This window comes from Rossellomorea sp. LJF3, assembly GCF_037046045.1.
Classification (GTDB): Bacteria; Bacillota; Bacilli; order Bacillales; family Bacillaceae_B; genus Rossellomorea.
In genome coordinates, this window is the sequence record NZ_JBANLY010000009.1 from 45,026 (window position 1) to 68,795 (window position 23,770).

Genomic DNA, 23,770 nt, shown 5'->3' on the forward strand with positions numbered 1-23,770 from the left:
CATGTCTGTAAAATTCACTCCCAGTGGTTCCCTGAAACACTGGGTTCTCATTTACTCCCATGGAACAGATTGATATCCCATTCTTTTTTCATTTTATCGTATACATGATGCCTCTTTTTCCAGGCTTCTTCTTTCCATAAATCTTTACTGCGATCGATGATTTCACATCTTAATGCATGAAATTCTTTTTCTTTTTTTTCCTTCTTTTCATATAATATTTTCGCAGCTCCGAATAGCACAACTAGAAAAAGGGCCATGAATAAATGAATGGAATCTGCTACAAAGCTGGAGAACATTGCAGCAAACGAGTATGAATATGGGCCTAACACGAACTTCGTCAAATAATATAGAAAAAAGAAAGATGCAAACATTGCCCCCCATATTGTATATAGGTGAAGGGCCTTCGCCCTATCAAATTTTTGTTTTTTTTCAATCAGGTTATAGAGCATTTGCTCGGTGGCCTGATCTGTCCACTCCCCAAATTCCTTTCCTCCCCGTTCCATCCTTATCCACTCCTCCCCTCCCTATAGTATATGAGCATGTCCAGGGAGATAGAATCAGCACCTGAAAAAGAGGTTGGGACAAGGTGTTTAGTTAAATGAAAATCCGAACGATCAACGAAATTCTTTTGAAAATCGAAATCGTTCGGATTTATCATATAGCTGTTTACGTAAATACTTTGCTTTTGGATGTAGTAAGTAGAGGTTGATTTCCGCTCCAGTTGCTCGCTTTCCGCGGGGCTGGCGGTGAGCCTCCTCGGGCAAAAGCCCTGTAGGGTCTCACCTGTCCAGCGTTTCCCGCAGGAGTCGAGCAACTTCCTCTCCAATCAACTATCCAATCGTAAGGGTTTCACTATATTGTAATGTCGAGATTCCTCCACCATAGCATACAACAACTCTTATTCTACTAGTTGCTATTGCCGATGACCGTTACTTATACAAATACTCTTTCTTACCTGATGTGAATGACTCATTCTGCTCCGACACACCCCAAGTGACCGAACACTCGAACACTATAGTGGGTGTATGAATAACGAATAACAACAACCTGGGTGAAATTGCCCTTTCATTATTATTGCTAAAGCATACACACTATATAAAGCAGGGTCTAGCTTTTGATTGGAGTGCAAGATGAAGACTCCTTCCGCCCGAGGAAAGCGTAGTCTTGCACGGAAATCAATAGCGGTGCAACAAGTGATCCCAACTAATTTTTTGATTGTTCGTTTTTGAGGAAATGGATTTAGAAATGTCTCAACCTTTTCATGAATATTTTTTCAGCCGTACCGCTGCGTTTGGGTATGGAAGGAACTCATTTCCCTGAATTCAGTTATGAGTCCTTCAAAGATAGCATCCCAGGATTGACTTTCTGCCATTTGGAGTGCTTTTCGTTTCATGTAGATCAGCCGGCTTTCATCCAGCGATTCAATGATATGGTGGATGAAGGATTGATATCGATGAGCTTCTGCAACCCTGCCCGTATGACCATGCTCGACGATATTCGTCACGCCTCCCCTGTCTGCGACTACGGCAGGCAACCCTGATGCCAGTGCTTCCAGTACGACATTCCCAAATGTTTCAGAAGCTGAAGGGAAGACAAATAAATCGGAGGAGGCATACGTTTCTGCAAGTTCTTCCCCTGTCAGATAGCCTGTGAAGATGACATTTTCACCCTGGGTCTTATCCATGAGCTCTTTCTTTAGTGGCCCATCGCCGACGATGAGCCATTGGACTCGATCCTTCACTTCCCCAGGAAGGTGTTTGACCGTTTTTTCAAGTGTATCCAAGTCTTTCTCTGGTGCCAGCCTCCCTACGTAAAGGAGGATATATTTCTTATCAATCTTGAATTTTTCCTTAAGGGAGGAGTTTCGCTTCTTGGGTGAAAACGTCGCACAATCGACCCCTCTCCCCCATATGGACAAGTCGGTAAAGCCCTGCTTCATCAGATGCATCCTCGTTTCTTCAGAAGGGACGAGGATTCGGTCAGCATGTGAATAAAACCACTTCATATATTTCCATAATAATGGGGCTGCCCACATCATTTTGTAATAATTCAAGTACACATCAAAATGGGTATGATAAGAGGCCACAAGGGGGATGTCCAATTTCTTTGTACCACGGATTCCATAAAGCCCCATCGTCAGTGGCGTGGTAACATGAATCAGTGTGGGAGAAAAATCCTTTAGCTGCTTTCGGATTGTCTTTGGATTTACTATGGCCGTCCGGCATTCAGGATAAAGAAAGAAGGGGAAACTCATGAACGAGTGCACATTAGGATAATTCTCCCCTTTATCCTGAAGATCAGGTGTGAACACTTTGTATTCAATCCTTCTCTTATCATAATGATCAGTCAGCTTTTTTAAGGTCCTTGCCACTCCGTTTACCTGCGGATAAAACGTATCAGTAAAAAGCGCCACTCTCATTACCCTTCCCCCTTTTTGTTTACATGCAATCTTAGCTTTCCGTTAGCTTCTTTAGATAAACAAGATGGCCATTGTCGTGACAAATGCCAGAAACGCACCTGCCAATACATCTGAAGGATAATGGACACCGAGAACGACTCTCGAATACCCAACGAGCCAACTCAACGGGAACAGAACGAGCATGGTGATCGGGTAGTGGATCATAAAAGGGATGGTGATGGAGAAAATAGCCGTTGCATGGCCTGACGGAAATGAGTGATCCTTGAAATGATAGCCATGAATGATGGCACCCGGTAATGTCAGATACGGACGAATTCTTTTGACACCTTTTTTCAGCCATATCATCAGGATATGGCTGATGATCAGGGAAACTGAAGCCATGATGACCGTATTCATGAGCCAAATATAATACTGACCCAGGATGAATAAGGTGAAAATGGCTCCCACAGTGAACCTCGCCCCGCCCAAATGAGTTACATATCCAAAGAATGAACGATACAGCTCCTTACTACCATTGATTCTATAAAACAACTTGTCATCTGCATGACGAAAGCGCGTCAGCATATTGTCCATTCAATCCACCCCTTCTCTGTACTGATATGTCAGTTTCATTATATTTTCGGTATGTAACTCTTCTACTAATTCCATGTAAATTCTATTTACGATTGTTGCAAATAAATGTAAATCCCCGACAAAAAAACACCCATCCCCATATTCTGGGGCGGATGTTTTATTGATCTAGCGGAATTTCCAACACTTGGCCTGTTTGAATGTCGGTATCCTGAATCTTGTTCCATTCTTTTATCCGGTCAACGCCTGATGGGGAATGATAGTAATTCATGGCGATCCGGTATAAGGTTTCCTGTGGTTTAACCGTATGATACACAACCTTGACCTTTGGCTCTTCTTTCTTTATTTCTTGAGGTTCTTCTTTTGGTTCTTTTTTAGTCTGTCCCTCCGGCTTTTCTTCTACTGTTTCTTTAGGTGGTGGCGCCGAGGCTTGTTGATTCTTCTCACCAGTAGAGGAAGCAGACTCTTTTGATGAGGCATTTTGCTGTTCCGTTTCAGGAGGATCCTCTTCCTTTTGAGGGGCGACGGCAGCCTCAGCATCACTATCTTCTTGTTCATCTTCAGATTGGTCATAACGGACTTCAACCACGTCATCTACATCTTCAGACATGACGACGAGGGGACCATTTCTGTGATCGAGATAAGAATAAATGCCAAAAACGGTCAAAGGCAATAAAATAAAAAATAAGAGCAGCATACTGATCAATGGGTATTTCATTTTCCATTTGTTCTTTTTATGTTTCTCTCTATGCAGCTCACTTCTTGGGGGAAGCGGCTCCCTTTTTTTGACGGGTGGTTCCTCAGGGACTCGTTCAATTTTTATCTTCCGTTTCGCTGCCTGATCTCGATATGGGTCTTTACTCATGTGACATCCCTTCTTTACTTCTTTGTCTTCCATTCTTACGCATATGTAATCCAAGTAAAAAATCGATGACAAAGTGCATGATGATCGTAACCAATAAATTATCTGTGAATTCATAAATGAAACCGATCCAAAAGCTGAGCAATACGATATTGATGATTAAAAACCAGTGAGCCCAATACCTGAAATGAATGAGTGCGAAAATAATGCTTGAAATGAGCAGTCCAAAGTGAAATTGGAGCACACCCCTGAATAAAACCTCTTCACTAATACTGATAAAAAGAGCTAAAAGGGCAATTTCCCCCATGCTTCTATTAGTGAATATCTGTGCATTGACCCCGCCATCGTCGTAATATTTAGCAGGCAACACCTTCATCAGGAGGATATCGATCAGGACGATCAGGAGACCGCTCGTCATCCCGACCGTAATGATGGCAGGGGAAAACCTGATCTGATTCCAGAATTCAGACGTTGTGTCAAATAAAAATATACCCAACACACAGGCAATCGTTAATAGTAAAAATTGAGTAAAATACAAATGGAAAGTTAATTGCTTCTTAGAAAGCTGTTGAATGATTTCCCCTTGTTTCTTCATTGATACCACTTATCCTAATAATAAATTTTCTAACCTTTTCTCCCAGTTTGCAGTGCCGTTTTCTTGTACATTTAACGCAAATGGCTCAGTCTTGAAATCATCGAGTGAGTCACTGCAAATATCACAACAATATGGGTTATCGACATTCTTTTTTTCATTGAAATAATGGAGCAGCTTCTCACGTCTGCACGTAGCGGCCTGAAGCCAGTCGATCATGGAGTACAGGTTGTCCTTCTTGTATTGTAAACGATTGTTCCGGATTTGTTTCACTTTTTCTAGTAATCTACCTTGATCAATTGGCATGCCCCGGGTCAACTCATCTGTATAATATGTCAGGAATCGATACTGCACCTCCGTAAGCTGAAGCTGTTCGATTAACTCCTTTGACTGACCCTTTCTGTCCTCTCCGATAAACCCCTGAATTTGATCATCTTGGGGCAGCTCACTTTCGATGAACTGAAGGGGCAAGGAAAGATCCTGTTCTGAGTATAACACGACAGAAACACTACTTTCTCCATCGCGGCCAGCCCTTCCAATTTCCTGTAAAAACGCTTCGATGCTGGAGGGGAAATGAAAGTGAATGACGAAACGGATATTTTCTTTATTCACTCCCATTCCAAACGCCGAGGTTGCACAGATCATTTTAAGCTTCCCGGAAAGGAATTGCTGCTGAATCAAGATCCGGTCCTCCTGCTCCATCCCCCCGTGGTAATGGGCAACTCCTGACACCCCGTTCTCTGACAGCCAGAGAGCAACGTCTTCAGCCATGCGTTTACTTGAGAAATATACTACCCCCGGACCATCCCACGCCCTCACACATTCCAACAAAGTGTTCAGCTTTTCATTTTGTCCGGATACCCTATTAACAAATAATCCAATATTTCCACGATCGACTGAATAGACCATTTCAACAGCATGATCCATTTGAAGCACCTGCTTGATGTCTTCCCTGACTTCCTCCGTCGCCGTTGCCGTCAATGCCAGGGTGGTCGGGTTGTGTAGCAGCTCCTTCAGTTCCCCGAGCTTTAGATAATCCGGCCTGAAATCAGGTCCCCACTGAGATATACAGTGGGCTTCATCGATCACATACAGGGAAATATCCAAAGATTGCAGGGAGGATATGACCCCTCGATTCATTAACATTTCAGGGGAAATGAAGATGAACTTATATAAATGCAATCGTTCCAAAGCCTCTCTTCTTTCCAAATAGGGCAAAAAAGAATTCAGTGCGATGACCCGCTTTTCCCCCATCACTTTCATCTGCTCCACTTGATCCTGCATTAAAGAGAGCAGTGGAGAAATGATCAACACATGCCCATTCATCAGATAACCGGGTAGCTGATAACACAGTGACTTTCCTGTTCCCGTCGGGAGCATAGCAACCGTATCCTGTTTATTCAGCACGGAATGGATGATTTCTTCCTGCCCTTCCCTAAAGGAAGAGTAGCCGAATCTTTCTTTAAGTTCTCGTTGCAGATTCACGTATTTCACCAGCCTTTGCGATTGCCACACGGATTTGAAAATAGCTCAAATGAGGGAGCTTTTCTTTAATGGGCTTAAGTCTTTTCGTTTGTGCTTCCTTCATCACTTTCAGTACGTTTGCATATTCTTCCCGGGTAATGAAGGGATCAATGCCCAAACCTTCTTCTGTTAGAATTAACTCGATGACATGGTCCTCAATGGTATTGAGTTTCAATTTACGGATCCGGGCGATTTCTTCAAGGGAATGCCCTCTCTTATACAAGTCGTAGGTCTTGCTGGTCGAGATGGTCAGGTTCTGTCTGTGATCATTTTTCAATCCCATGGAATATAATAACGGATAGCCTTTAGGGTCCTTTTCTATTTCTGACAACATACCGTGGAGCAAATTCAGGAATCGGAAGCGGCATTCTTCAGGATCCATGTCCAATTTCTCTGCCACCTGAAATTCCGTCCAGCCGTAGTCTCTATATCCGGTTAATCGATACACCAATAGAGATGGATCACTCCCCTGGATATTCAGCAAGGTGGTCAGCTCTTTGAACAATAGGGACGAGAGATTGTCACTGTTAGGATTGGCCCTAAAACAATTCTTGACCCATTCCTGTATATGTCTGTTCCGCTGAACCGGGTAATAGAGGAGTTCCTGACGTTTGGCATTCGAAAGGACTTGAACCAGGAGACTTAATCTCATCCAGAATAAACGGGCTTGATCACCATGGATGAGGCCGTTCATTTCTGAAGGGAAAGCCTCATCAAGAAAATATTGTTTCACGGCTTTAGAGCCCTCGGATGAAACTTTGGCAATATCATTTTTCCCAACGGTTATCCATCCAGCCTCTTCCAATTCATTCACCTTTTGATTGAAATATGGCCGCTTCAACTTCGGTAAAGAAAGGAAAAAGGGTTGCAGATGAAAGATATGTGCATCCTGAATCGATTGGGAAGATTTCTTCCCTTTTAAAATATGAAATACCGAGTAAATGGAGCGCTCTCCATTAATTTGCGAAAAACAATATAGGATCACATAATTAAGATAGGTCAATGCTCTCCTCCTTAATATGTAGGTTATTGTCAAATATTGTACCATGAAATTGGCTTTTCACCATGTTTTGTTTTTCATATATAGGATAAAAATAAAAAGAAAGCACCTAACTATTGAAAAGTCATCCAATCCTCTATAAAATAAACATTAAGTGATTTTTCACAAATTGACATTGTGTATAATGATGAATTATATAGAATTATTTATTCGGGAGGTTTTTTCTTTGCCAAAATATACGATCGTTGACAAGGACACATGCATTGCATGTGGAGCATGCGGGGCTGCCGCTCCAGATATTTACGACTATGATGATGAAGGTATTGCATTTGTAACATTAGATGATAACCAGGGAACGGTTGAAGTTCCTGACGTATTGGAAGATGATATGATCGATGCATTCGAAGGTTGCCCGACAGATTCCATTAAAGTATCTGACGAACCATTCGACGGAGATGCACTGAAATTTGAATAGTAAGAATGAGGGCTAAGAAGATCTATCTTCTTAGCTTTTTTTTATGAAATGGAAGGCAATAGAAAAACCCCTCAATATGGTTGAGGGGTTCATTTTATATGATCACTATGCCGCTTTGTTTAAGGCCACCTGTCTTGATAGCCAGCCTTGAAGGCGGACAAACAGTAAGGTAAATACGGATGTCACCAAAATCCCTTTCAGGATGTTGAATGGAACGATTCCGGTAATGATGATTTCAGCCGGAAGCTCAAAATTCATGAAGTATTTATAAGCAGGTAGGAACACAAAGTAATTCAGGATCCCCATGCTGATACTCATGACGACGGTTCCTGTGATCAGGCCGACCAACAGACCTTTTTTCGATTGAAAACGTGAATAGATGTAATACGTCGGAAGTATCAAAAGGACTCCCGCAATAAAATTGGCTGCATGACCAATCGGAACACCTGTGTCGCTTCCGGTCATGACATAATCGATCACGTTTTTAAACAGTTCGACCAATATCCCTGCAAGCGGTCCCAGTGTAACCGTCGCAATCAATGCAGGTACATCACTGAAATCAACCATTAGAAACTTTGGAAATGGTGGAATTGGGAAGTTGAATAACATTAGTACATACGATATGGCACTTAGCATTCCAACTGTGACAAACATTCTCGTATTCATTTTTTTCATAACTCTCTCTCCTTTAGGAGATTCATCTCAAATCGAAGACGGTTCAAGCGAAAGGTAGCATTAAAAAACTCCCGGATATACATATATCCCGGAGAATGAAAGGCATACCCTAATAAACGTTTAGCTTCCCATTTTCTAAACGTTGTGGCCATCACCTTCATCTTCTCCCATCCAGACTATACTGTCGGCTTTGGAATCGCACCAAATCCTGCCCCAAAAGGCTCGCGGGCTTAGAAACACGTGGTTTCATCACCGCCGGTAGGGAATTTCACCCTGCCCCGAAGACGAATCTTTATTTTTTTATACATTCTCATTATACATAAAGTGGAGGGTTATGTGAAGAAAAACAGTTCGAATTCGAACTAAATATGTTGAATCCCTTTCCCGCGGTGTTCATTACATCCTCAATCCACCTTCAGCACCTGCTGGGGATAAATCGCCGTTGCCGGGTTCAAGTCATTCCTCGCCACCAGTTCTTCCATATCGATCCCCTGCGCCATTGAGATCGAATAAAGCGTGTCCCCTTGCTTCACTACGTACTGCCCTTTAGGGGATGATCCTGGAATCATCAATCTCTGATTGACCTTTAACCCCGAGCTCTTCAATCCATTTTCCTGCATTATATCTTCAATTGACACATCGTATTTTCGTGAAATCCCCCAAAGGGTCTCACCTTTATGGACGATGTGCACCCCATCCGCTACACTTTCATCATGAAGCGATTCTGGATTCCCTGAGACCCCGACTGCCTGGAAAGGATCCTGCTCTTTGGCAAACACAAGCTGCCCGACTTCTCCATGACCGAAAACACGATAGGGATCGATTGCGTTTTCTTTATCAATCGTCCACTCCCCCCTGTGTACTTCAAAATGGAGATGGGCACCCGTTGATCTTCCTGTATTTCCTAATCGTCCAAGTTGTTGACCTTGTGCCACTTCCTGATTTTCATCTACAAGCCTGCTTTGAAGATGAGCATAAACGGTTTCATATCCATTTTCATGCCTGATGAATACAACATGCCCGTAGCTCTCTGAAAGATAAGATTTGATCACTTTTCCTTTAGCGACAGAATACACAGGCGACCCGATTTCCCCTCCGATATCCATGCCTTTGTGAGAACCCGACCTTGTACCATATGAATCTGTTATCATGCCTTCTACGGGAAATGTCCAGGACGAAGTGTCCCCTGCCACCTTATCCCCCTCTGCTTTTACCACATTACCGGTTAAGAACATCATGAATACACATAACGTTAAAAGAAAAACGATGAACAGCCTTCTTGCATAATCGAAAATCATGCTTGTCCTCCTTCGCTCTTATTGACAGACGTGCCTCGACTTCTATATGTATTACACCATTCTAACCTTTTCCCCCTCATCCCATGCATCGGCATACTTTTTGAGATATTTTTCCTTTGTGTAGTTTGTCTGTGTATGGGGTAAATATTCGTTTTTATCGCTTTATAAATAAAAAAGACCAGATTCGGAGGTCAAATCCGCTTCTGATCTTTTCCATCATATTTAGTTTACTAAGCTCTTTTTATTCGGGCTGATCGGTGTCTCGATGGGTTCTGTGAAGTCGAAGCCGTTCCAGCCTTCCTGTTTGATGTTTTCAAACCGGGCACTCGCAAATCCAGAGCTCCTGCTCGTCAGTAATATTCCTTCAATCATCTCCTGTGCGATTTGTTCATCTAAAGAGGTTAAGTCCAATTCGTTTAAAAAACTGATTGTTACCACCTCATCTGCTTCTGTCACGTTAAAATTGATGTCTTTCGGGATGACACTTTGAAAAAGGCCAGTTTCTGCACTTTTCATTGCTTGGATCGACTCCTTGATCCCCCCTCTGTTTATATTATCCGGTACAAGGAAGCGATCCGTCCCATTGGGTGAGTATAGATAGTATGCACTGTGTGTATCTTCATTCAAATCAACGCTTGAGAATTCTCCCGTCGAGCTGAATTGAGGGACCGAACCATCATGATTTTTCAGTACAACCTCTTCTAACCCTTTATGCTGGAATGAATATTGAAGAGAGTGATAAAAAGCGTATTCGACTGCACTGCTGCCACTGTAAGAATGATCGGGATCGAGGGTGAAGATGATCTTATTTTTGGCAAGAGACACATCTCCATTTAAAGGCAGATAGTCTTCAAGTCCCCAATCGGTTTCCGGCAGTTTCTCGCCAATTTGCTCGTGTCTTGTTAACCAGTCTTCCTGTCCCTGTTCTTCCACAATCGTTACAGGTACAGGTACTGCTTCGGGAGAAACAAGTCCAAAGGAATAGAATTCCTTTCCCTTTAGATCTTCTTCATAAAGAGAAAGCCTTTTTGGGGATTCTTTTAGATCCTCCGACATCGTCCGCTTGCTGTTTCCTTTTGGATCAGCCTCCGTCGCAGCGATTTTTTCTTCTTTACTCGATTGGGGAGGAAGTGCACTTTCTTTCTGCAGAGAAGCGATTTCCCCTTTATTTTCTGAGCTGCCCGGTTCCGCACCCGATCCGGATTTCTCCATACTGTTGTTATCCGTTAGTTGATTTAGAACGGTGGGGGCGAGTAGGACCATGATGAATATGGCGGCAAGTGCTGCGACTGCCGGTATGAATCGTTTAAATGAGGTTTGAGCTTTCTTTTTTCTCCTTTCCATTCGTGCATGGATATAGTGAGAAGTTCGATCATCTTTGATTTGAGGAAGCTTTTTGATGAGGTCCTCGATATCACGATCTTTCCATTCTGACTGGTTCAATGTCTCTTTCCTCCTTTGGGAGCCGTTGATTCATTTCAATCCTCAACCATTTGATGGCCCTATGCTGGGTCGTTTTCACTTTGCTTTCTGACCAGCCAAGCACCTCAGAGGTTTCAGAGATTGAAAGTTCCTGTAAGTAACGCATGATGATGACCATTCGAAAGTCCGTTGTGCAGTGTTTCAAGCATTCATACAACACCTGGATTTCTTCATTGGCAACGGCGATCTCATCGGGAAGTGCCCCGTCGTCTGTTACTTCATTGCGACTCCAATCGAATTTATCCAGAATACGGTTTTTCCAGTTTTTTTGTTTTCTGAAATGATCGATGGCAACATTTTTCGCAATGGAAAAAAGCCATGTCTTTTCGGAGCTTTTCCCTTCGAAATTCTCATGAGATTTAAGCACCCGGATATATACTTCCTGAGCCAGGTCTTCTGCCTGCTGTTTATTTTGTACCATGTATATGAGGAATTGGAATACATCCTGATGATAAGCAGAGTATAATTTCTCAAAAACGGAGTTCACTTTATTCCCTCCCCGTCAAATTATTAGTCGTTCACTATGTAAAAAAGTTACACACTATCAATATAGTATTATTTAGGCGAAAAGGAAAGACCCATATTGACCGGGAAGCCGCATGAAAAAAGCCAACAGGATAAATCACCCTGCTGGCCCATTTTCTCTTTTTCAACAACCTTTTTGAAATAGAGCAAAAAATAAAGAATGTTTCCCATGTAACAAGAAAAATCGTCATGTTTCTATGGAGATGATCGATAATTGGCTAAATAGGGAGAAAGAAAGTGAAGGTTGTCCCTTGATCGACTTTGCTTTGCACCTGAATATGCCCCTTATGAGACTCAATGATATTCTTGGCGATGGCAAGACCGAGACCTGTTCCGGACTTCCCTCTTGTTCTGGCTTTATCAGCTTTGTAAAAACGCTCGAATACGAAAGGAAGGTCTTCTTCAGGTATGCCGGAGCCCGTGTCCCTGACATGAAACAGATATCCGCCTTTCTTTTCCGTCAGGGAAACCGTCACTTCCCCTCCCGTCGGCGTATGCCTCAGAGCATTATCGATGAGATTCGTTAATACTTGTTCAATTCGATCGGGGTCTATGGAGATCTCCTTATTTAATCCCACATCACTTTCAAAGTAGATGGATACCTTTTTTTCCTTGGCCAATCCGATGAACTTGTTTGTCACTCTTTCCGTGAAAGGCATCACTCCGATAACATCCTTGTTCAGGGTGATATGCCCGGCTTCCATGCGGGCGAGATCCAGGAGATCATTGACGAGCCTTCCCATGCGAAGCGATTCATCATAGATGATGCGGGCAATTTCTTTCTTCTCTTCTTCGGATCCTGCAATATCATCCACGATCGCTTCACTATACCCCTGAAGCATGGAAATGGGTGTGCGCAGTTCGTGGGAGACGTTGGCAATGAAATCCTTCCGAAGCTTATCCAATCTCCGTTCCTCTGTCATGTCACGAACCACCGCGACCGCTCCCCTGATAGTGTTATTATTATACAGGGGACTCACGATCACCACATAGGAACGCCCTTGCAGACTCAGTTCATCAGTCTGTTCCATTTCGGTTACGACCACACTCTGCAATAATTCCCTTACAGTCGTCGGGATTGCTTCTTCACCCTCTTCACTTTGTTCATAATACCAGTGTTGGAGGAAACGATCAGCAGGGGGGTTCGTAATCAGGATGGTCCCGTCCCGATTAAAGGTGATGACACCATCTGCCATACTGCTGAGAATGGATGAAAGCTGTTCTTTTTCCTGACTGAGTGCGTTGATATGAAACTTCAACTGCCTTCCCATCTGATTGAAGCCAGTAGCAAGTTCACCGATTTCATCCTTCGTCAGGATTGGAACCTTTGTATCGAACTTTCCCTTTGCCACTTCGAAAGCTGCCTCCCTCATTTTCCGGAGCGGTGCAGTGATACGGGTGGAAAGAAAGAAGGCAAAGATCGTCGTGAGGATGATGGCAATACCTGCCGCAAGCAGAATCAGCTTGGTGGTTTGTCGTGTTGTATCTTTGATCACCCCGAGGGACTGATAAAGATAAACGGCACCATCTTCCCCATTTATATGAAGCGGTGTCCCGACTACGATGACATTCTCATATCGATTAGGCGACTCCTTGGACAGTTCAACTTCTTTTTTCACGGTGATTTCCTTTGATTTGACTGACTGAAGCTTGTTATCCTTCGAGATATACTGGTGGATCTTCTTTTGAAAGACCGTCGAGTCTTGAGAATACAGCGATTGGTTTTGGTCCAGGGAAATGATGATATTAACCGGTTCATCGATGATTTCTTTTCCCAGTTCCATTCCGAGGGTCAGATCATTATGATTCTCGATGACCCTGGCTACTTTTTCAGCCGTATGGGTCAGTTCTTTCTCCACTACACCTACATGGTAATTTTGAAAGAATTCCAGCAATAAGATTGTGAGAATAAATAATACAAAGGAAACCAGGAGCAGGATGGTCACCCACAGTTTCCCTACTACACTACGCCAAAGCCTCATTCATTTGTTACCTCGAATTTATAGCCTACTCCCCATACGGTCACGATCATTTTAGCAGCCATTTCAGACACTTTGTTCAGCTTTTCCCGTAATCGTTTCACATGGGTATCCACCGTACGCAAATCGCCGAAAAATTCGTAATGCCATACTTCCTTCAGGAGGTGCTCACGATCAAATACCTTATCAGGAGCTTTCGCAAGGAAATATAGGAGTTCGTATTCTTTAGGAGTCAGATTGACATCGATTCCATCCGCCGACACCCGGTGGGCATCATTATCGATTGTCAGATGCGGATAAACAATCAGATCCTTTGCTTTTGCATCCGTTTGAATGAAGCTTGACTTCGTGGAGCGTCGCAATAGTGCCTTCACCCTGAGAACTACTTCACGGGGAGAGAAAGGCTTCACGATATAGTCGTCGGTCCCGACCTCGAAACCTTGTACCCTATTCACTTCTTCACCCTTGGCTGTAAGCATGATCACGGGAGTCGCCTTGCTTTCCCGAAGGTGCTGACACACTTCGATACCGTCCATTCCAGGCATCATGATATCCAATAGAATGCAATCATAGTTTTGTTCGAGAGCCATTTCCAACGCCTGTTCTCCATTTTCCGCTTCATCGATTTCATAGTTTTCTCTTTCCAAATACATCTTTAGCAGTCTTCTGATTCGATCTTCATCATCAACAACCAGAATGCGAATATTTTCCTCCATGGGTACATCCCCCTTTGTATATTTACACTATATTATCCTATATTTTGTATAAAAAAAGAAGCTGACTGGAAAGAGAAATGAATTCTCATGGTTGTCAGCTCCTTCCTTTCGTTACGATTGATTAAGCGTATGAGTGTAACCCAGCAATAATGAGATTAACCGCTACAAGGTTGAATAGAATGATTGCAACCCCTACAACAGCAAGCCATGCCGATTTCTCACCATGCCAGCCTTTAGACAGGCGGAGATGGAGAAAGGCTGCATAGAATAAGAATGTAATCAAAGCCCAAACCTCTTTGGGGTCCCATCCCCAAAAGCGGGTCCAGGCGATCTGTGCCCAGATCATGGCAAAGATGAGTCCTCCAAGAGTGAATACCGGGAATCCGATCAATACAGAACGGTAACCGATTTCGTCCATCAGGTCGAGGTTCACATTCTTTACAAGTGGCTGCATCTTAGCTGCGATCCGCTTTCTGAAAATCAAGCGGAGAAGAAGATAAATGACTGTCCCGACCATAAATGACCAAATCACGGTATTTAATTTCTTCGCATTGATGAGAGCAGGCATGTCAACGAGCGGCTCCATCACGTCTTCGCTTAATAGTTCACCTTTATTCGGACCTACCAGGGCAGGGAGGGTGTATTCAGAAATTGCCTCTTCCCCCTGTTGATTCACATATTGAAAGTTCGCTTCGTAGTGCCCTAGGGTAAATGCCGTCGATGCGACTACAAACCCCAGTACGACAACCAATGAATACATCACTGTTTCGAGCCAGAATGACTGCCTGCTGCCTTTTGTATGCTGAACTGATTTCAGTAAGTAGATCAGCCCTGCCACGAAGCTGATGGAAAGAATCGCTTCCCCTGCCGAAACGGTTGTGACATGAATCTTCAACCAATCACTTTGAAGGGCAGGGATGAGTGGACTGATGTCCTTTGGAAACATGCTGGCGTATGCAATCACCAAAAGGGCGAATGGCAACGCTATGACACCAAGTATCGTGGTCTTATACATAAAGTAAAGAATGATGAATGCTCCGACAAGCATCATACCGAAAAAGGTCGTAAATTCGAATAAATTACTTACCGGTGCATGCCCCGAAGCCCCCCATCTAAGAAAGAAGTACCCCAATTGAGAGGCAAATCCGACAAGGGTTAAAGCAATCCCGATAAAGCCCCATTTTTTCTGGTTCGTTTCCGTTGTATTCTTTTGACGGATACTCCCGCCAAAAAACAGAGTCGCAATCAAATACATGATGAAGGAAACGTAAAGTAAATTACTGCTCCACTCTGCCATTATTGTCGTTGACATCCTCATTCCTCCTTACTTCGTCCTTTTGTTGTTGATCGACAGGCTCTTTGATTCCACTGCCTTCCAATACAAGACTGATTTCATTTTTTAAACCATGCCAGTTTTTGTTCGTATGACCGGCTACGATAAGTCCATCCCCATCATCACTCCGCCTGATCCAGATCCTTCTGTGATGCCAGTAGGCACCCTGTATGACACCGATCATGAAGATGGCTCCTCCAAGGGCCAGGATCCAGAGGGTAAGATCTTTATGTACGGTTAAGGCGGATACATCTCTCGTCTCGACACCGGCAAATGACAATTTATAGTCATTTTCCCCTAAGGGCTCAAGGTTTTTTCGGATTCCTACAAAACTGATTTCACCTTCAGGCTTTTCAGGTGAGAACAATTTAAACAGAAATGCCGGGTTATTCGGCAGGGGAGATTTCGTTTGCGGTTCACCCTGTTCGTTGAACCCGGAGAAATCCGGATAATATCCCATCAGTTCTGCTTTATACCCATCTTCAAACGTATAGACATTTTGAGGGTCGAATAAATCGACTGTGAATTCACCGAAGCTTTTCCCTGACTCTTTATTATCCAGGGTAAAAGACATGGATTTGAATTCATCCAGTTTATAACTTGTTTGATAAACAGCAAAATTCCCGAATTTAAGAGGATGGTTTACTTTAATGGAATCCTCCTGTTCTTTCTCCCGTTCTGCCTTCTGACCGGGAACGCGATCTCCTGATTCCTTATACAGGATCACATCCGATTGGAAATTCTTCGCAATGGTCCCGTTTTTGTCAATCGCTTCACCGAATACTTCTTTATCCTTATTCTTGTCGTATGTCTCCAAGGTGAATCCTTTGTTTTCCAAGTAGTATTCCTGGTCCGTCCCCGGAACGGCTCTCGTTTCTCCTTCGCGGATCCACACCGTTTCGTCAATGTACATCCCCGGAACGAATCGAAGCATGCCTCCGAAAAGGAAGATGATCAGACCGATATGATTTACATAGGGACCCCATCTTGAAAAACGGTTCTTCTCTGCAAGGATATTTCCATCCTCTTCCCGGATCTTATATTTTTTACGGGTCAGATTTTCTTTTATTTTTCTGAGAGGTTCACTATATTCGGCCGTCTCCGTTTTCCCGTAGATCCTTTGGCGTTTCAAGAAGCCGACATGCCTTGAGACACGTTGATTCTTCAAAGCGCGATAGAGGGGGATCACACGGTCCAGGCTGCATATAACGAGGGAAACCCCAATGGATGCAATCAATAGCAGGTACCACCATGAGCTATAGAGATCATGGAAACCTACCGTATAGTATAGTTCGCCGAAGAAACCATAAACATCTTCATAGTATTCATCTGCAGGCTGACCATTTGGTATATATTGTTCCTGAGGCAGTATCGTTCCCACTGCTGAAGCAATAAGCGTGATGACGATTAACCACACGCCCACTTTAACAGATGAAAAGAAATTCCAAATCTTATCTATAATGGATTTATTATACGTTTGGGAACGTCTTGCACTCCCTTCGTAACGCATGTCATGGAGCTTTTCATTCTTCGCTTCCTCCGTTAAAGCCCGTCCACAGGATTCACAGAGAACGGTACCATTTGGATTTACATGACCGCATACACATTTAATCTCTTTCATGCTAAAACTCCTTATTTCAAGTTAAACTGCCTTACGGCTTGATGCTCTCTAAATCTTCAATGATATCGTTTTCTGTCATCGTACCTGTTATGATCTTTTCTATTTCTCCCTGAGGGTTGATCAGAAACGTCGTTGGGAGTGGATCGATCCCGTATGCATTCTGCACTTCCTCTTCCTTGTCTACTAATATAGGGAACTCTAACCCGTGTTTTGAAACGAATCGGTTAATGAGGAAATCGGATTCCCCTACATTTACCGCTAAAATCTGTACACCTTGATCCTGATACTTCTTAAATTGATTGTTCATATAAGGCATTTCCTTTTCACACGGTTTGCACCATGTTCCCCAGAAGTTCAGGAAGACCCCTTTTCCTTCATAATCGGAAAGGCGATGTGTATTCCCTTCCATATCCGTAAGGACAAAGTCAGGTGCCTTGTCGCCTGCCTTTAACATCCCTCTTTCATCCTTCGTAAAGTTTGCATAAAGGGTATATGCAACTGCAGAAGTCAGCACAATGAGAATAATGGTCCGGATGAGCAATCTGCGTTTTTTCTTATTCATTTACGTGTGCCTCCCAAATTGAAATCGTTCTCAAGAATGGAGAAGTTTTTCTCTCTTTACAGTAGCAAAGGGCCTGAAGTCATAAGAGTTCACTTATGAAATCAGTCCCTGCCATAATGTACGGTTTCATATCCTCATAATGAGCAGAGAAATATCCCATGATTTCAGGGTAAAATTCCTTTCTCATTATACCATTTATCACTTTAAAGTTAATGTAAATTATATGAAGGATATGTGACACTTTCCATAGTGGCCCTTAGTGGATGCTGCCTGTTTCAGCAAGCGTCCTCAATTGTTTCACTTCATGTGGTGTCAGTTCTCTTCCCTCTCCCGCATTCAAGCCATGGAGCGAAAGGAATGCATATCTTTCTCTTTTTAACTTTTGAACAGGATAACCCAGGGCTTCGAACATCCGGCGGACCTGACGGTTTCTTCCCTCATGAATCGTGATTTCCACGATTGATTTCCCCTGCTTTTTATCGATGCTCAAGACCTTCACTTTAGCCGGTGCGGTCATTCCGTCTTCCAGCTTGATTCCTTTTTCAAGCTCACGGATCTTGAATTTAGGCGGAATCCCTTTTAATCTTGCCACATATGTCTTTTCAATCTCATTGCTTGGGTGCATCAGTGAATTGGCAAAGTCGCCATCATTGGTTAACAAGAGGATCCCTGAAGTTTCATAATCAAGTCTGCCGACAGGATAAATTCTTTCCTCGATTTCAGGGAAGAAATCCGTTACCACCTGACGATCTTTATCATCGGTTACAGCCGAGATGACCCCTCTTGGTTTATAAAGCATATAATATACTTTATTTTCTCTTTCGATCTGGATTCCCGTCACTTCAACGCGATCGGAGTGTGATACCTTCGTTCCAAGTTCCTTAACGACTTTCCCATTGACCTTTACTTTACCTTCTATAATTAATTGCTCTGCTTTACGGCGTGACGCCACACCACTGTGAGCAATTACCTTTTGTAATCGTTCCACGGTCTTTCACCTCATTTAATTTTCAATACATTTACCTTCATGAATTATTACACAATCCAGGCAAAATAGAAAGGCATAAAGGAAAATCGACCAATTCAGTCGATCCCTTTATGCCTTTCCATTTCTATACATGTTAAAATCAAATGATTTTATTAAGGACATTTAAAACATGATGGTGACGATGAAGATGGCGGCGGCTATTCCGACTAGGTCGGCGAGGAGACCCACTTTCAGGGCATCCCCCATTTTCCGGATTCCGACTGCACCGAAGTATACGGTCAGTACATATAGCGTTGTATCCGTGCTTCCCTGCAAGGTGGAAGCGAGTCTTCCGATGAACGAATCGGGTCCGTGGGTGGCGATGATATCACTCATCATGCCGAGAGCAGCGGTTCCGGAAATCGGCCTGATGATGGCCAGAGGGACGATTTCCGGAGGGATGCCCAGTGCAAGCAATGCGGGTCGGATCAGACCAACAAAGAATTCAAGGGCACCGGATTCCCGGAAGATGGTGATGGCCACAAGCATCCCGATGAGAAAAGGAATGATGGAAACGGCTATTTTAATCCCTTCTTTTCCTCCGTCAACAAACGTTTCATACGTCGGGACCTTTTTGATGGTCCCATAGATTAATATAAATCCAATCATGATCGGTATCAGCCATAAGGAAATGGTGGAAATCCATTGCATTTACTTCACCTCTCGACGGGTTCGCCTGTAATGATAATAACGGTCGATCAGAATCGCACCAATCGTGGACAGGATCGTGGCGATCAGAGTGGGTCCTACTATTTCGGTTGGTGACGCAGAGTCATATTTCATTCGGATTGCGATCACCGTTGTCGGAATGATCGTAATGCTGGAGGTATTTATCGCCAAGAATGTGATCATCGACCTACTGGCAACATCCTTTCCACCATTTAAGCTTTTCAACTGCTCCATTGCTTTGATCCCGAGTGGGGTCGCAGCATTTCCCAAGCCGAACATATTGGCCATCATATTGGAAAGGATATACCCCATTGCCGGATGATTATCGGGTACTTCCGGGAAAAGCCTCTTCACGAATGGCCTGAACAACTTTGCCAATTTATCAAGCAAACCTGCTTCCTGGGCGATTCTCATAATACCCAGCCAAAACACTAATACACTGATCAATCCTATGCATAAGGTTACGGCTTCATTAGCAGAAGTAAAAATGGCTTCATTCACTTCTGCCATCTTTCCGTTAATGATTGCGAAAATCAACCCGATGATGGTCATGCCCACCCATATCAAGTTAACCATGGTCCCGTACCCCTATGATGGATTCAAAAGAATAAGCCCAAAATTTCCACCAGCTTTTTTCTTCTTTCTTTTCGCCTGATGCTTTATAAAAAACGGGAAGGGTATCCACTTCCTTATCCCCTAAATAAACCACTGCATTCCCGACTACCTCAGGCACATGCCGGCCCTTTAACCATTCCTGTTTCGGCTTCAACATCTTATACTCCACCTTGACCTTATCCACTTCATCATCTGTCAAGGTTAATACAGATTCCCGTTTAAGGTAGGCATGGTCTTTATAGATTTTATCATCCATTTTTTCAATATTGCCTTTGTCGAGGACGATTTTGTAATCATAGTGTTTAAATCCGTATTCAAACATCCCAATATGATCATTCCAATCATCAGGACCGTTCAGGGTCACGGCAATCAGATTCTCCCCATCCTTGGAAGCGGTGGAAACGAGCGTCCTTTTTGCCAGTTTGGTATAACCCGTTTTCCCTCCTGTACTATATTTATATAATTCCGTCAGCAGTCTATTTTTGTTTTTCCACTTGCGGTCCCACTTTTCATCAGGATTCGGAGCGGTGTGGACCTTGGTGCCTGCTATTTCCTTATACCTATCGTTTTCCATCGAATATCTTGCAAGAACGGCCATATCATACGCTGTCGAATAGTGATCCTCATGGTCATCCAGACCGTGTGGATTGGAGAAATGAGTATTTTCCATCCCTATTTCCTTTGCCTTTTCATTCATCATATAGACAAAGCCGTCCAGGCTTCCCCCTACAAATTCCGCAATGGCGACTGCCCCATCATTCCCTGACCTGAGCATCAATCCGTATACGAGATCCTCAAGCTTTATCTTCTCTCCAGCCTTCAAGTAAAGGGAGGAGCCTTCCGTACCGGCTGCGTTCGATGATACGGTTACTTCCTTATCCATTTTTCCGGACTCGACGGCAAGGATCGCTGTCATGATCTTCGTGATGCTGGCAATGCGACTTTGAGTATGGGCATCCTTTTCATATAGAATGCGCCCTGTTTCCTGATCCATTAAGATTGCTTTTTGTGCACTGACTGAAGGTGCAGCCAGAACCTTATCGGAAACAGAGACAAACAGAAAAGCAATGATTAGAAAATAGTATATGTAAAATCTCGTTCTTTTTCGATTCACATCCATCTACTCCTTTGAATCTAACGTGTTTGTACAAGTTTATGAGAGGACAAGGGGTAATATGAGTGAAATCTCGAAAGCAAAAGGGCAGATTGTACAGGTAAAGTGTTGATCACGATGGATCGCCGCCAAAACAAAAAAAGGCAGGACTGTGTTTGCAACTTCCCTGTCCTGCCTTTTCATATATGATTTTCTATTCGTTCGTTTCCATCGTCTCCTGAAATCTCTCAAAGAAAAGGTCCGCTTCGTCCTGGGCGAATTCGTCTTCAATGTTTTCAGGAAGAGGCGGAAGCTCCTCGATGCTTTTCAGACCGAAGTAGTCCAGAAATTCTTTCGTTGTACCAAATAAAAACGCACGTCCGGTCCCTTCCGCCCTGCCCACTTCCTTGACGAGCCCTTTTGATGTAAGGGTCTGAATGGGACGCTCGGTCTTGACACCCCTGATCTGCTCGATTTCCATCCGCGTGATCGGCTGTTTATACGCGATAATCGCAAGGGTTTCAAGTGCTGCCTGGGACAGGAAACTTACATGTGGGGATTCTACCAGTTTCTTTAAGTAGTCTGCATTTCCTTTCTTAGTCACCAATTGGAAGGTTCCTGCTATTTCAATGATGTATATGCCTCTATTGGAATCATTCTCATAATCATTCTTCAAGTCTTCAAGGACATCCTTTGCTTTCTGTTCTTCGATTTCCAGTACAGAACAGACCTGTTTCAGTGATAGACCTTCGTCCCCCGCTGCAAACAATAAGCTTTCAAGGACCCCTTTCCAATTAATACTGCTCAACCATTCCAGCCTCCTCTCCTGCTTCTACAAATATTTCCGTAAAGTTATTTTCCTGGTTGACGATGATTTGTTTGCGCTTCATTAATTCAAGCACAGCAAGAAACGTCACCACGAGATGCTCTTTGCTGTCAGAGGGAAAAAGACTTTTAAAGGATGTGCGTCTTTTCAGATTCTGTAAGTTTTCCAGAATATCGGTCATTCTTTTCTCAATGGATATTTCCTGTCTTGTAATTCTGGTTTGAACGGGGCGTTGAAGTTTTTTCCTTCTCAATAATTTATGAAAAGCTCCAAGCATATCGTATAAAGATACCTGAACTTCAGTATTCTTTAAATCGACCTCTTCACTGAATTCAGAAAGGTCACTTGGAGGCTTGGTATACACTTGCCCCCGTTCTTCCTCACGATGCTTCAGCTCATTCGCCGCTTCTTTAAATTTACGGTACTCAATCAACCGCTCCACCAGTTCGTCGCGGGGATCTTCCTCTTCAAATTCGATTTCATCGCCCATCATGCCATCATCATGCTTAGGAAGGAGCATTTTACTTTTAATGGCGAGTAACGTAGCTGCCATCACCAGGTATTCACTTGCAACATCCAGTTGCAAATTCTTCATCGTATGTACATATAACATATATTGCTCCGTGATCTGAGCCATAGGAATATCATATATATCAATTTCTAACGAGTTAATCAGATGCAAAAGAAGATCCAGGGGACCTTCAAAAGCGTCAATCTTTACATTGTATTCCACTTTATCACCAAATTTCTCATAACAATCTTGCTGGAACGCTACTTAATAGTATAGTAGAAAGACCACTATTCTCCAATAGAAAGTTTTGTATTTACAGGCTTTCCTGTCGTATCAGCGAGGGTTTATGCTACAATTTAACTACTTTGCGTCATATGGAGGGATCTTATGGTTTATCCGGAAGCCTACATTGAATACTTAATGTATTTTCATGGAAATCGTGATTATTTTGAATGTCATGAAGTATTAGAAGAATATTGGAAAGAAGTCGATCCGGGGAACAGGACTTCCCACTGGGTGGGTCTGATCCAGGTCGCAGTTGGTTTTTATCATTATAGAAGAGGCAATCAGGCAGGTGCGGTCAGAACATTCCATAAAGCTGTGAAGAATATTGAGGGTAATCACAAACAACTGACCGACTTGGGGATTCATTCCAGAAAGCTTCAAGCAATGATTGAGGAAACCATTCATCAAATCGGCGAAAATCAACCTTATCACAGTATCATCCTGCCTTTAATGGATGCTTCACTTTCCGATCAGGTTCAACTTCGGTGCAGGAAAAATGGCTACATCTGGTGCAGCGAGAGTGATCTGACGAATTCAGCGCTCATTCATCGTCATTCCCTCAGGGACCGCACAGATGTGATCACCGAGCGGAGAAATGCCTTACGAAAAAAAAGAGGCGGACCACCTGAATAGGCGGCCTGCCTGTTTATTGTTCTTGTACCTCGTTGTCCACACCCATTTCATCGCATTTCTCAAAAAATGATGCGGTGTCTGAATTGGGCTTCACTTCAAGCTCCGAGTGCATATCCCTTAGATGCTTCACCATGGATTTCCCGATTCCTTCGTGACGATGTGATGGATTGACTGATATATGTTGAATCTCTAATGTACCTTCTGTTTTGTAAACTCCGATTAACCCTACTATGTCCTCTTCTTTCCATAAAAAGAGCTGCCAATTTTCTTCAGTTTCGTATTGCTTCATCGTCTGTTGAAGCTTCTTCAAATCCTTTTCATTTGGCATGAAAGATAATAATCCCATGGCAATCTTTTCAAACGCCTTTTTATACCGAATTAACATATTTACCCCTCGTCATGTTTTATGTCTAATCTATTTATTTCCTATTATAGACAAAAACTAGAAATTTAATTGATATGAACGTTTATTTATCTT

25 protein-coding genes and 1 riboswitch are annotated in these 23,770 nt (G+C 43.1%); of the genes, 2 read left to right on the forward strand and 23 right to left on the reverse strand.

The window, feature by feature from the left end; translation table 11 throughout:
* Window positions 1–47 precede the first annotated feature (47 nt).
* From V8G47_RS10660 to V8G47_RS10690, 7 genes are all read right to left on the reverse strand, one after another.
* Window positions 48–503, reverse strand: a complete 456-nt coding sequence (locus V8G47_RS10660; protein ID WP_336200094.1) for a DUF2663 family protein — start codon at window positions 501–503, stop codon at window positions 48–50.
* Window positions 504–1,273: 770 nt separating this feature from the next.
* Window positions 1,274–2,419, reverse strand: a complete 1,146-nt coding sequence (locus V8G47_RS10665; RefSeq protein WP_336200095.1) for a glycosyltransferase family 4 protein — start codon at window positions 2,417–2,419, stop codon at window positions 1,274–1,276.
* A gap of 51 nt (window positions 2,420–2,470) precedes the next feature.
* Window positions 2,471–2,992 carry a phosphatase PAP2 family protein gene (locus tag V8G47_RS10670; protein ID WP_336200096.1) on the reverse strand — a complete coding sequence of 174 codons (522 nt, stop codon included), beginning with the start codon at window positions 2,990–2,992 and terminating at the stop codon, window positions 2,471–2,473.
* Between the two features lie 157 nt (window positions 2,993–3,149).
* The gene (locus tag V8G47_RS10675) at window positions 3,150–3,854 is read right to left on the reverse strand and encodes a LysM peptidoglycan-binding domain-containing protein (RefSeq protein ID WP_336200097.1); all 705 of its coding nucleotides are present in this window, start codon (window positions 3,852–3,854) and stop codon (window positions 3,150–3,152) included.
* On the reverse strand, window positions 3,847–4,446 hold the full coding sequence (locus V8G47_RS10680; RefSeq protein ID WP_336200098.1) for a CPBP family intramembrane glutamic endopeptidase: 600 nt from the start codon (window positions 4,444–4,446) through the stop codon (window positions 3,847–3,849). The genes V8G47_RS10675 and V8G47_RS10680 overlap by 8 nt, the downstream gene beginning before the upstream one ends.
* Window positions 4,447–4,455: 9 nt before the next feature.
* Window positions 4,456–5,928: a RecQ family ATP-dependent DNA helicase gene (locus V8G47_RS10685; protein ID WP_336200099.1), complete on the reverse strand. Its 1,473-nt coding sequence runs from the start codon at window positions 5,926–5,928 to the stop codon at window positions 4,456–4,458.
* Window positions 5,906–6,970 (reverse strand): helix-turn-helix domain-containing protein, encoded by a 1,065-nt coding sequence (locus tag V8G47_RS10690; protein ID WP_336200100.1) that lies wholly within the window; start codon window positions 6,968–6,970, stop codon window positions 5,906–5,908. The genes V8G47_RS10685 and V8G47_RS10690 overlap by 23 nt, the downstream gene beginning before the upstream one ends.
* Window positions 6,971–7,193: 223 nt before the next feature.
* On the opposite strand from V8G47_RS10690, the gene V8G47_RS10695 reads away from it, so the two are divergent.
* Window positions 7,194–7,442, forward strand: a complete 249-nt coding sequence (locus V8G47_RS10695) for a ferredoxin (protein ID WP_034758261.1) — start codon at window positions 7,194–7,196, stop codon at window positions 7,440–7,442.
* A 105-nt stretch (window positions 7,443–7,547) separates the two neighbouring features.
* Here the strand turns inward: V8G47_RS10695 and V8G47_RS10700 are convergent, their stop codons facing one another.
* From V8G47_RS10700 to V8G47_RS10770, 15 genes are all read right to left on the reverse strand, one after another.
* Window positions 7,548–8,117 carry an ECF transporter S component gene (locus V8G47_RS10700; RefSeq protein WP_336200101.1) on the reverse strand — a complete coding sequence of 190 codons (570 nt, stop codon included), beginning with the start codon at window positions 8,115–8,117 and terminating at the stop codon, window positions 7,548–7,550.
* Window positions 8,118–8,272: 155 nt separating this feature from the next.
* A riboswitch (FMN riboswitch) is annotated at window positions 8,273–8,407 on the reverse strand.
* Window positions 8,408–8,521: 114 nt separating this feature from the next.
* On the reverse strand, window positions 8,522–9,415 hold the full coding sequence (locus tag V8G47_RS10705) for a peptidoglycan DD-metalloendopeptidase family protein (RefSeq protein WP_336200102.1): 894 nt from the start codon (window positions 9,413–9,415) through the stop codon (window positions 8,522–8,524).
* A 222-nt stretch (window positions 9,416–9,637) separates the two neighbouring features.
* The gene (locus tag V8G47_RS10710; RefSeq protein WP_336200103.1) at window positions 9,638–10,858 is read right to left on the reverse strand and encodes a hypothetical protein; all 1,221 of its coding nucleotides are present in this window, start codon (window positions 10,856–10,858) and stop codon (window positions 9,638–9,640) included.
* Entirely contained in the window at window positions 10,830–11,384 is a 555-nt protein-coding gene (gene sigX / locus V8G47_RS10715; RefSeq protein WP_336200104.1) for an RNA polymerase sigma factor SigX, read from the reverse strand. The genes V8G47_RS10710 and sigX overlap by 29 nt, the downstream gene beginning before the upstream one ends.
* 256 nt (window positions 11,385–11,640) lie before the next feature.
* Window positions 11,641–13,404: an ATP-binding protein gene (locus V8G47_RS10720; protein WP_336200105.1), complete on the reverse strand. Its 1,764-nt coding sequence runs from the start codon at window positions 13,402–13,404 to the stop codon at window positions 11,641–11,643.
* Window positions 13,401–14,117: a response regulator transcription factor gene (locus V8G47_RS10725; RefSeq protein ID WP_034758246.1), complete on the reverse strand. Its 717-nt coding sequence runs from the start codon at window positions 14,115–14,117 to the stop codon at window positions 13,401–13,403. The genes V8G47_RS10720 and V8G47_RS10725 overlap by 4 nt, the downstream gene beginning before the upstream one ends.
* Before the next feature lie 121 nt (window positions 14,118–14,238).
* Window positions 14,239–15,414, reverse strand: coding sequence for a c-type cytochrome biogenesis protein CcsB (gene ccsB, locus V8G47_RS10730; RefSeq protein WP_336200178.1), 1,176 nt, complete (start codon window positions 15,412–15,414; stop codon window positions 14,239–14,241).
* Entirely contained in the window at window positions 15,395–17,071 is a 1,677-nt protein-coding gene (gene resB, locus V8G47_RS10735; protein WP_336200106.1) for a cytochrome c biogenesis protein ResB, read from the reverse strand. Before resB ends, ccsB begins: the two co-directional genes overlap by 20 nt.
* Before the next feature lie 31 nt (window positions 17,072–17,102).
* Window positions 17,103–17,633: a thiol-disulfide oxidoreductase ResA gene (gene resA, locus V8G47_RS10740; RefSeq protein WP_336200107.1), complete on the reverse strand. Its 531-nt coding sequence runs from the start codon at window positions 17,631–17,633 to the stop codon at window positions 17,103–17,105.
* 256 nt (window positions 17,634–17,889) lie between these two features.
* Window positions 17,890–18,621, reverse strand: a complete 732-nt coding sequence (locus V8G47_RS10745) for a pseudouridine synthase (protein WP_079533079.1) — start codon at window positions 18,619–18,621, stop codon at window positions 17,890–17,892.
* Between the two features lie 162 nt (window positions 18,622–18,783).
* Window positions 18,784–19,311, reverse strand: coding sequence for a spore maturation protein (locus tag V8G47_RS10750; RefSeq protein ID WP_060672298.1), 528 nt, complete (start codon window positions 19,309–19,311; stop codon window positions 18,784–18,786).
* Window positions 19,312–19,905: a nucleoside recognition domain-containing protein gene (locus tag V8G47_RS10755; RefSeq protein WP_336200108.1), complete on the reverse strand. Its 594-nt coding sequence runs from the start codon at window positions 19,903–19,905 to the stop codon at window positions 19,312–19,314.
* Window positions 19,898–21,058, reverse strand: coding sequence for a D-alanyl-D-alanine carboxypeptidase family protein (locus V8G47_RS10760; protein ID WP_336200109.1), 1,161 nt, complete (start codon window positions 21,056–21,058; stop codon window positions 19,898–19,900). Before V8G47_RS10760 ends, V8G47_RS10755 begins: the two co-directional genes overlap by 8 nt.
* A 193-nt stretch (window positions 21,059–21,251) precedes the next feature.
* Complete coding sequence (gene scpB / locus V8G47_RS10765) at window positions 21,252–21,845, reverse strand: SMC-Scp complex subunit ScpB (protein WP_336200110.1); 594 nt, start codon at window positions 21,843–21,845, stop codon at window positions 21,252–21,254.
* Complete coding sequence (locus V8G47_RS10770) at window positions 21,832–22,596, reverse strand: segregation/condensation protein A (protein ID WP_336200111.1); 765 nt, start codon at window positions 22,594–22,596, stop codon at window positions 21,832–21,834. The genes scpB and V8G47_RS10770 overlap by 14 nt, the downstream gene beginning before the upstream one ends.
* A gap of 165 nt (window positions 22,597–22,761) precedes the next feature.
* Here V8G47_RS10770 and V8G47_RS10775 point away from each other — a divergent pair, with 165 nt between their 5' ends.
* On the forward strand, window positions 22,762–23,292 hold the full coding sequence (locus V8G47_RS10775) for a DUF309 domain-containing protein (RefSeq protein WP_336200112.1): 531 nt from the start codon (window positions 22,762–22,764) through the stop codon (window positions 23,290–23,292).
* A gap of 13 nt (window positions 23,293–23,305) precedes the next feature.
* Here V8G47_RS10775 and V8G47_RS10780 read toward each other — a convergent pair whose 3' ends face one another.
* Window positions 23,306–23,677 (reverse strand): GNAT family N-acetyltransferase, encoded by a 372-nt coding sequence (locus tag V8G47_RS10780; protein ID WP_336200113.1) that lies wholly within the window; start codon window positions 23,675–23,677, stop codon window positions 23,306–23,308.
* Between the last annotated feature and the right edge of the window lie 93 nt (window positions 23,678–23,770).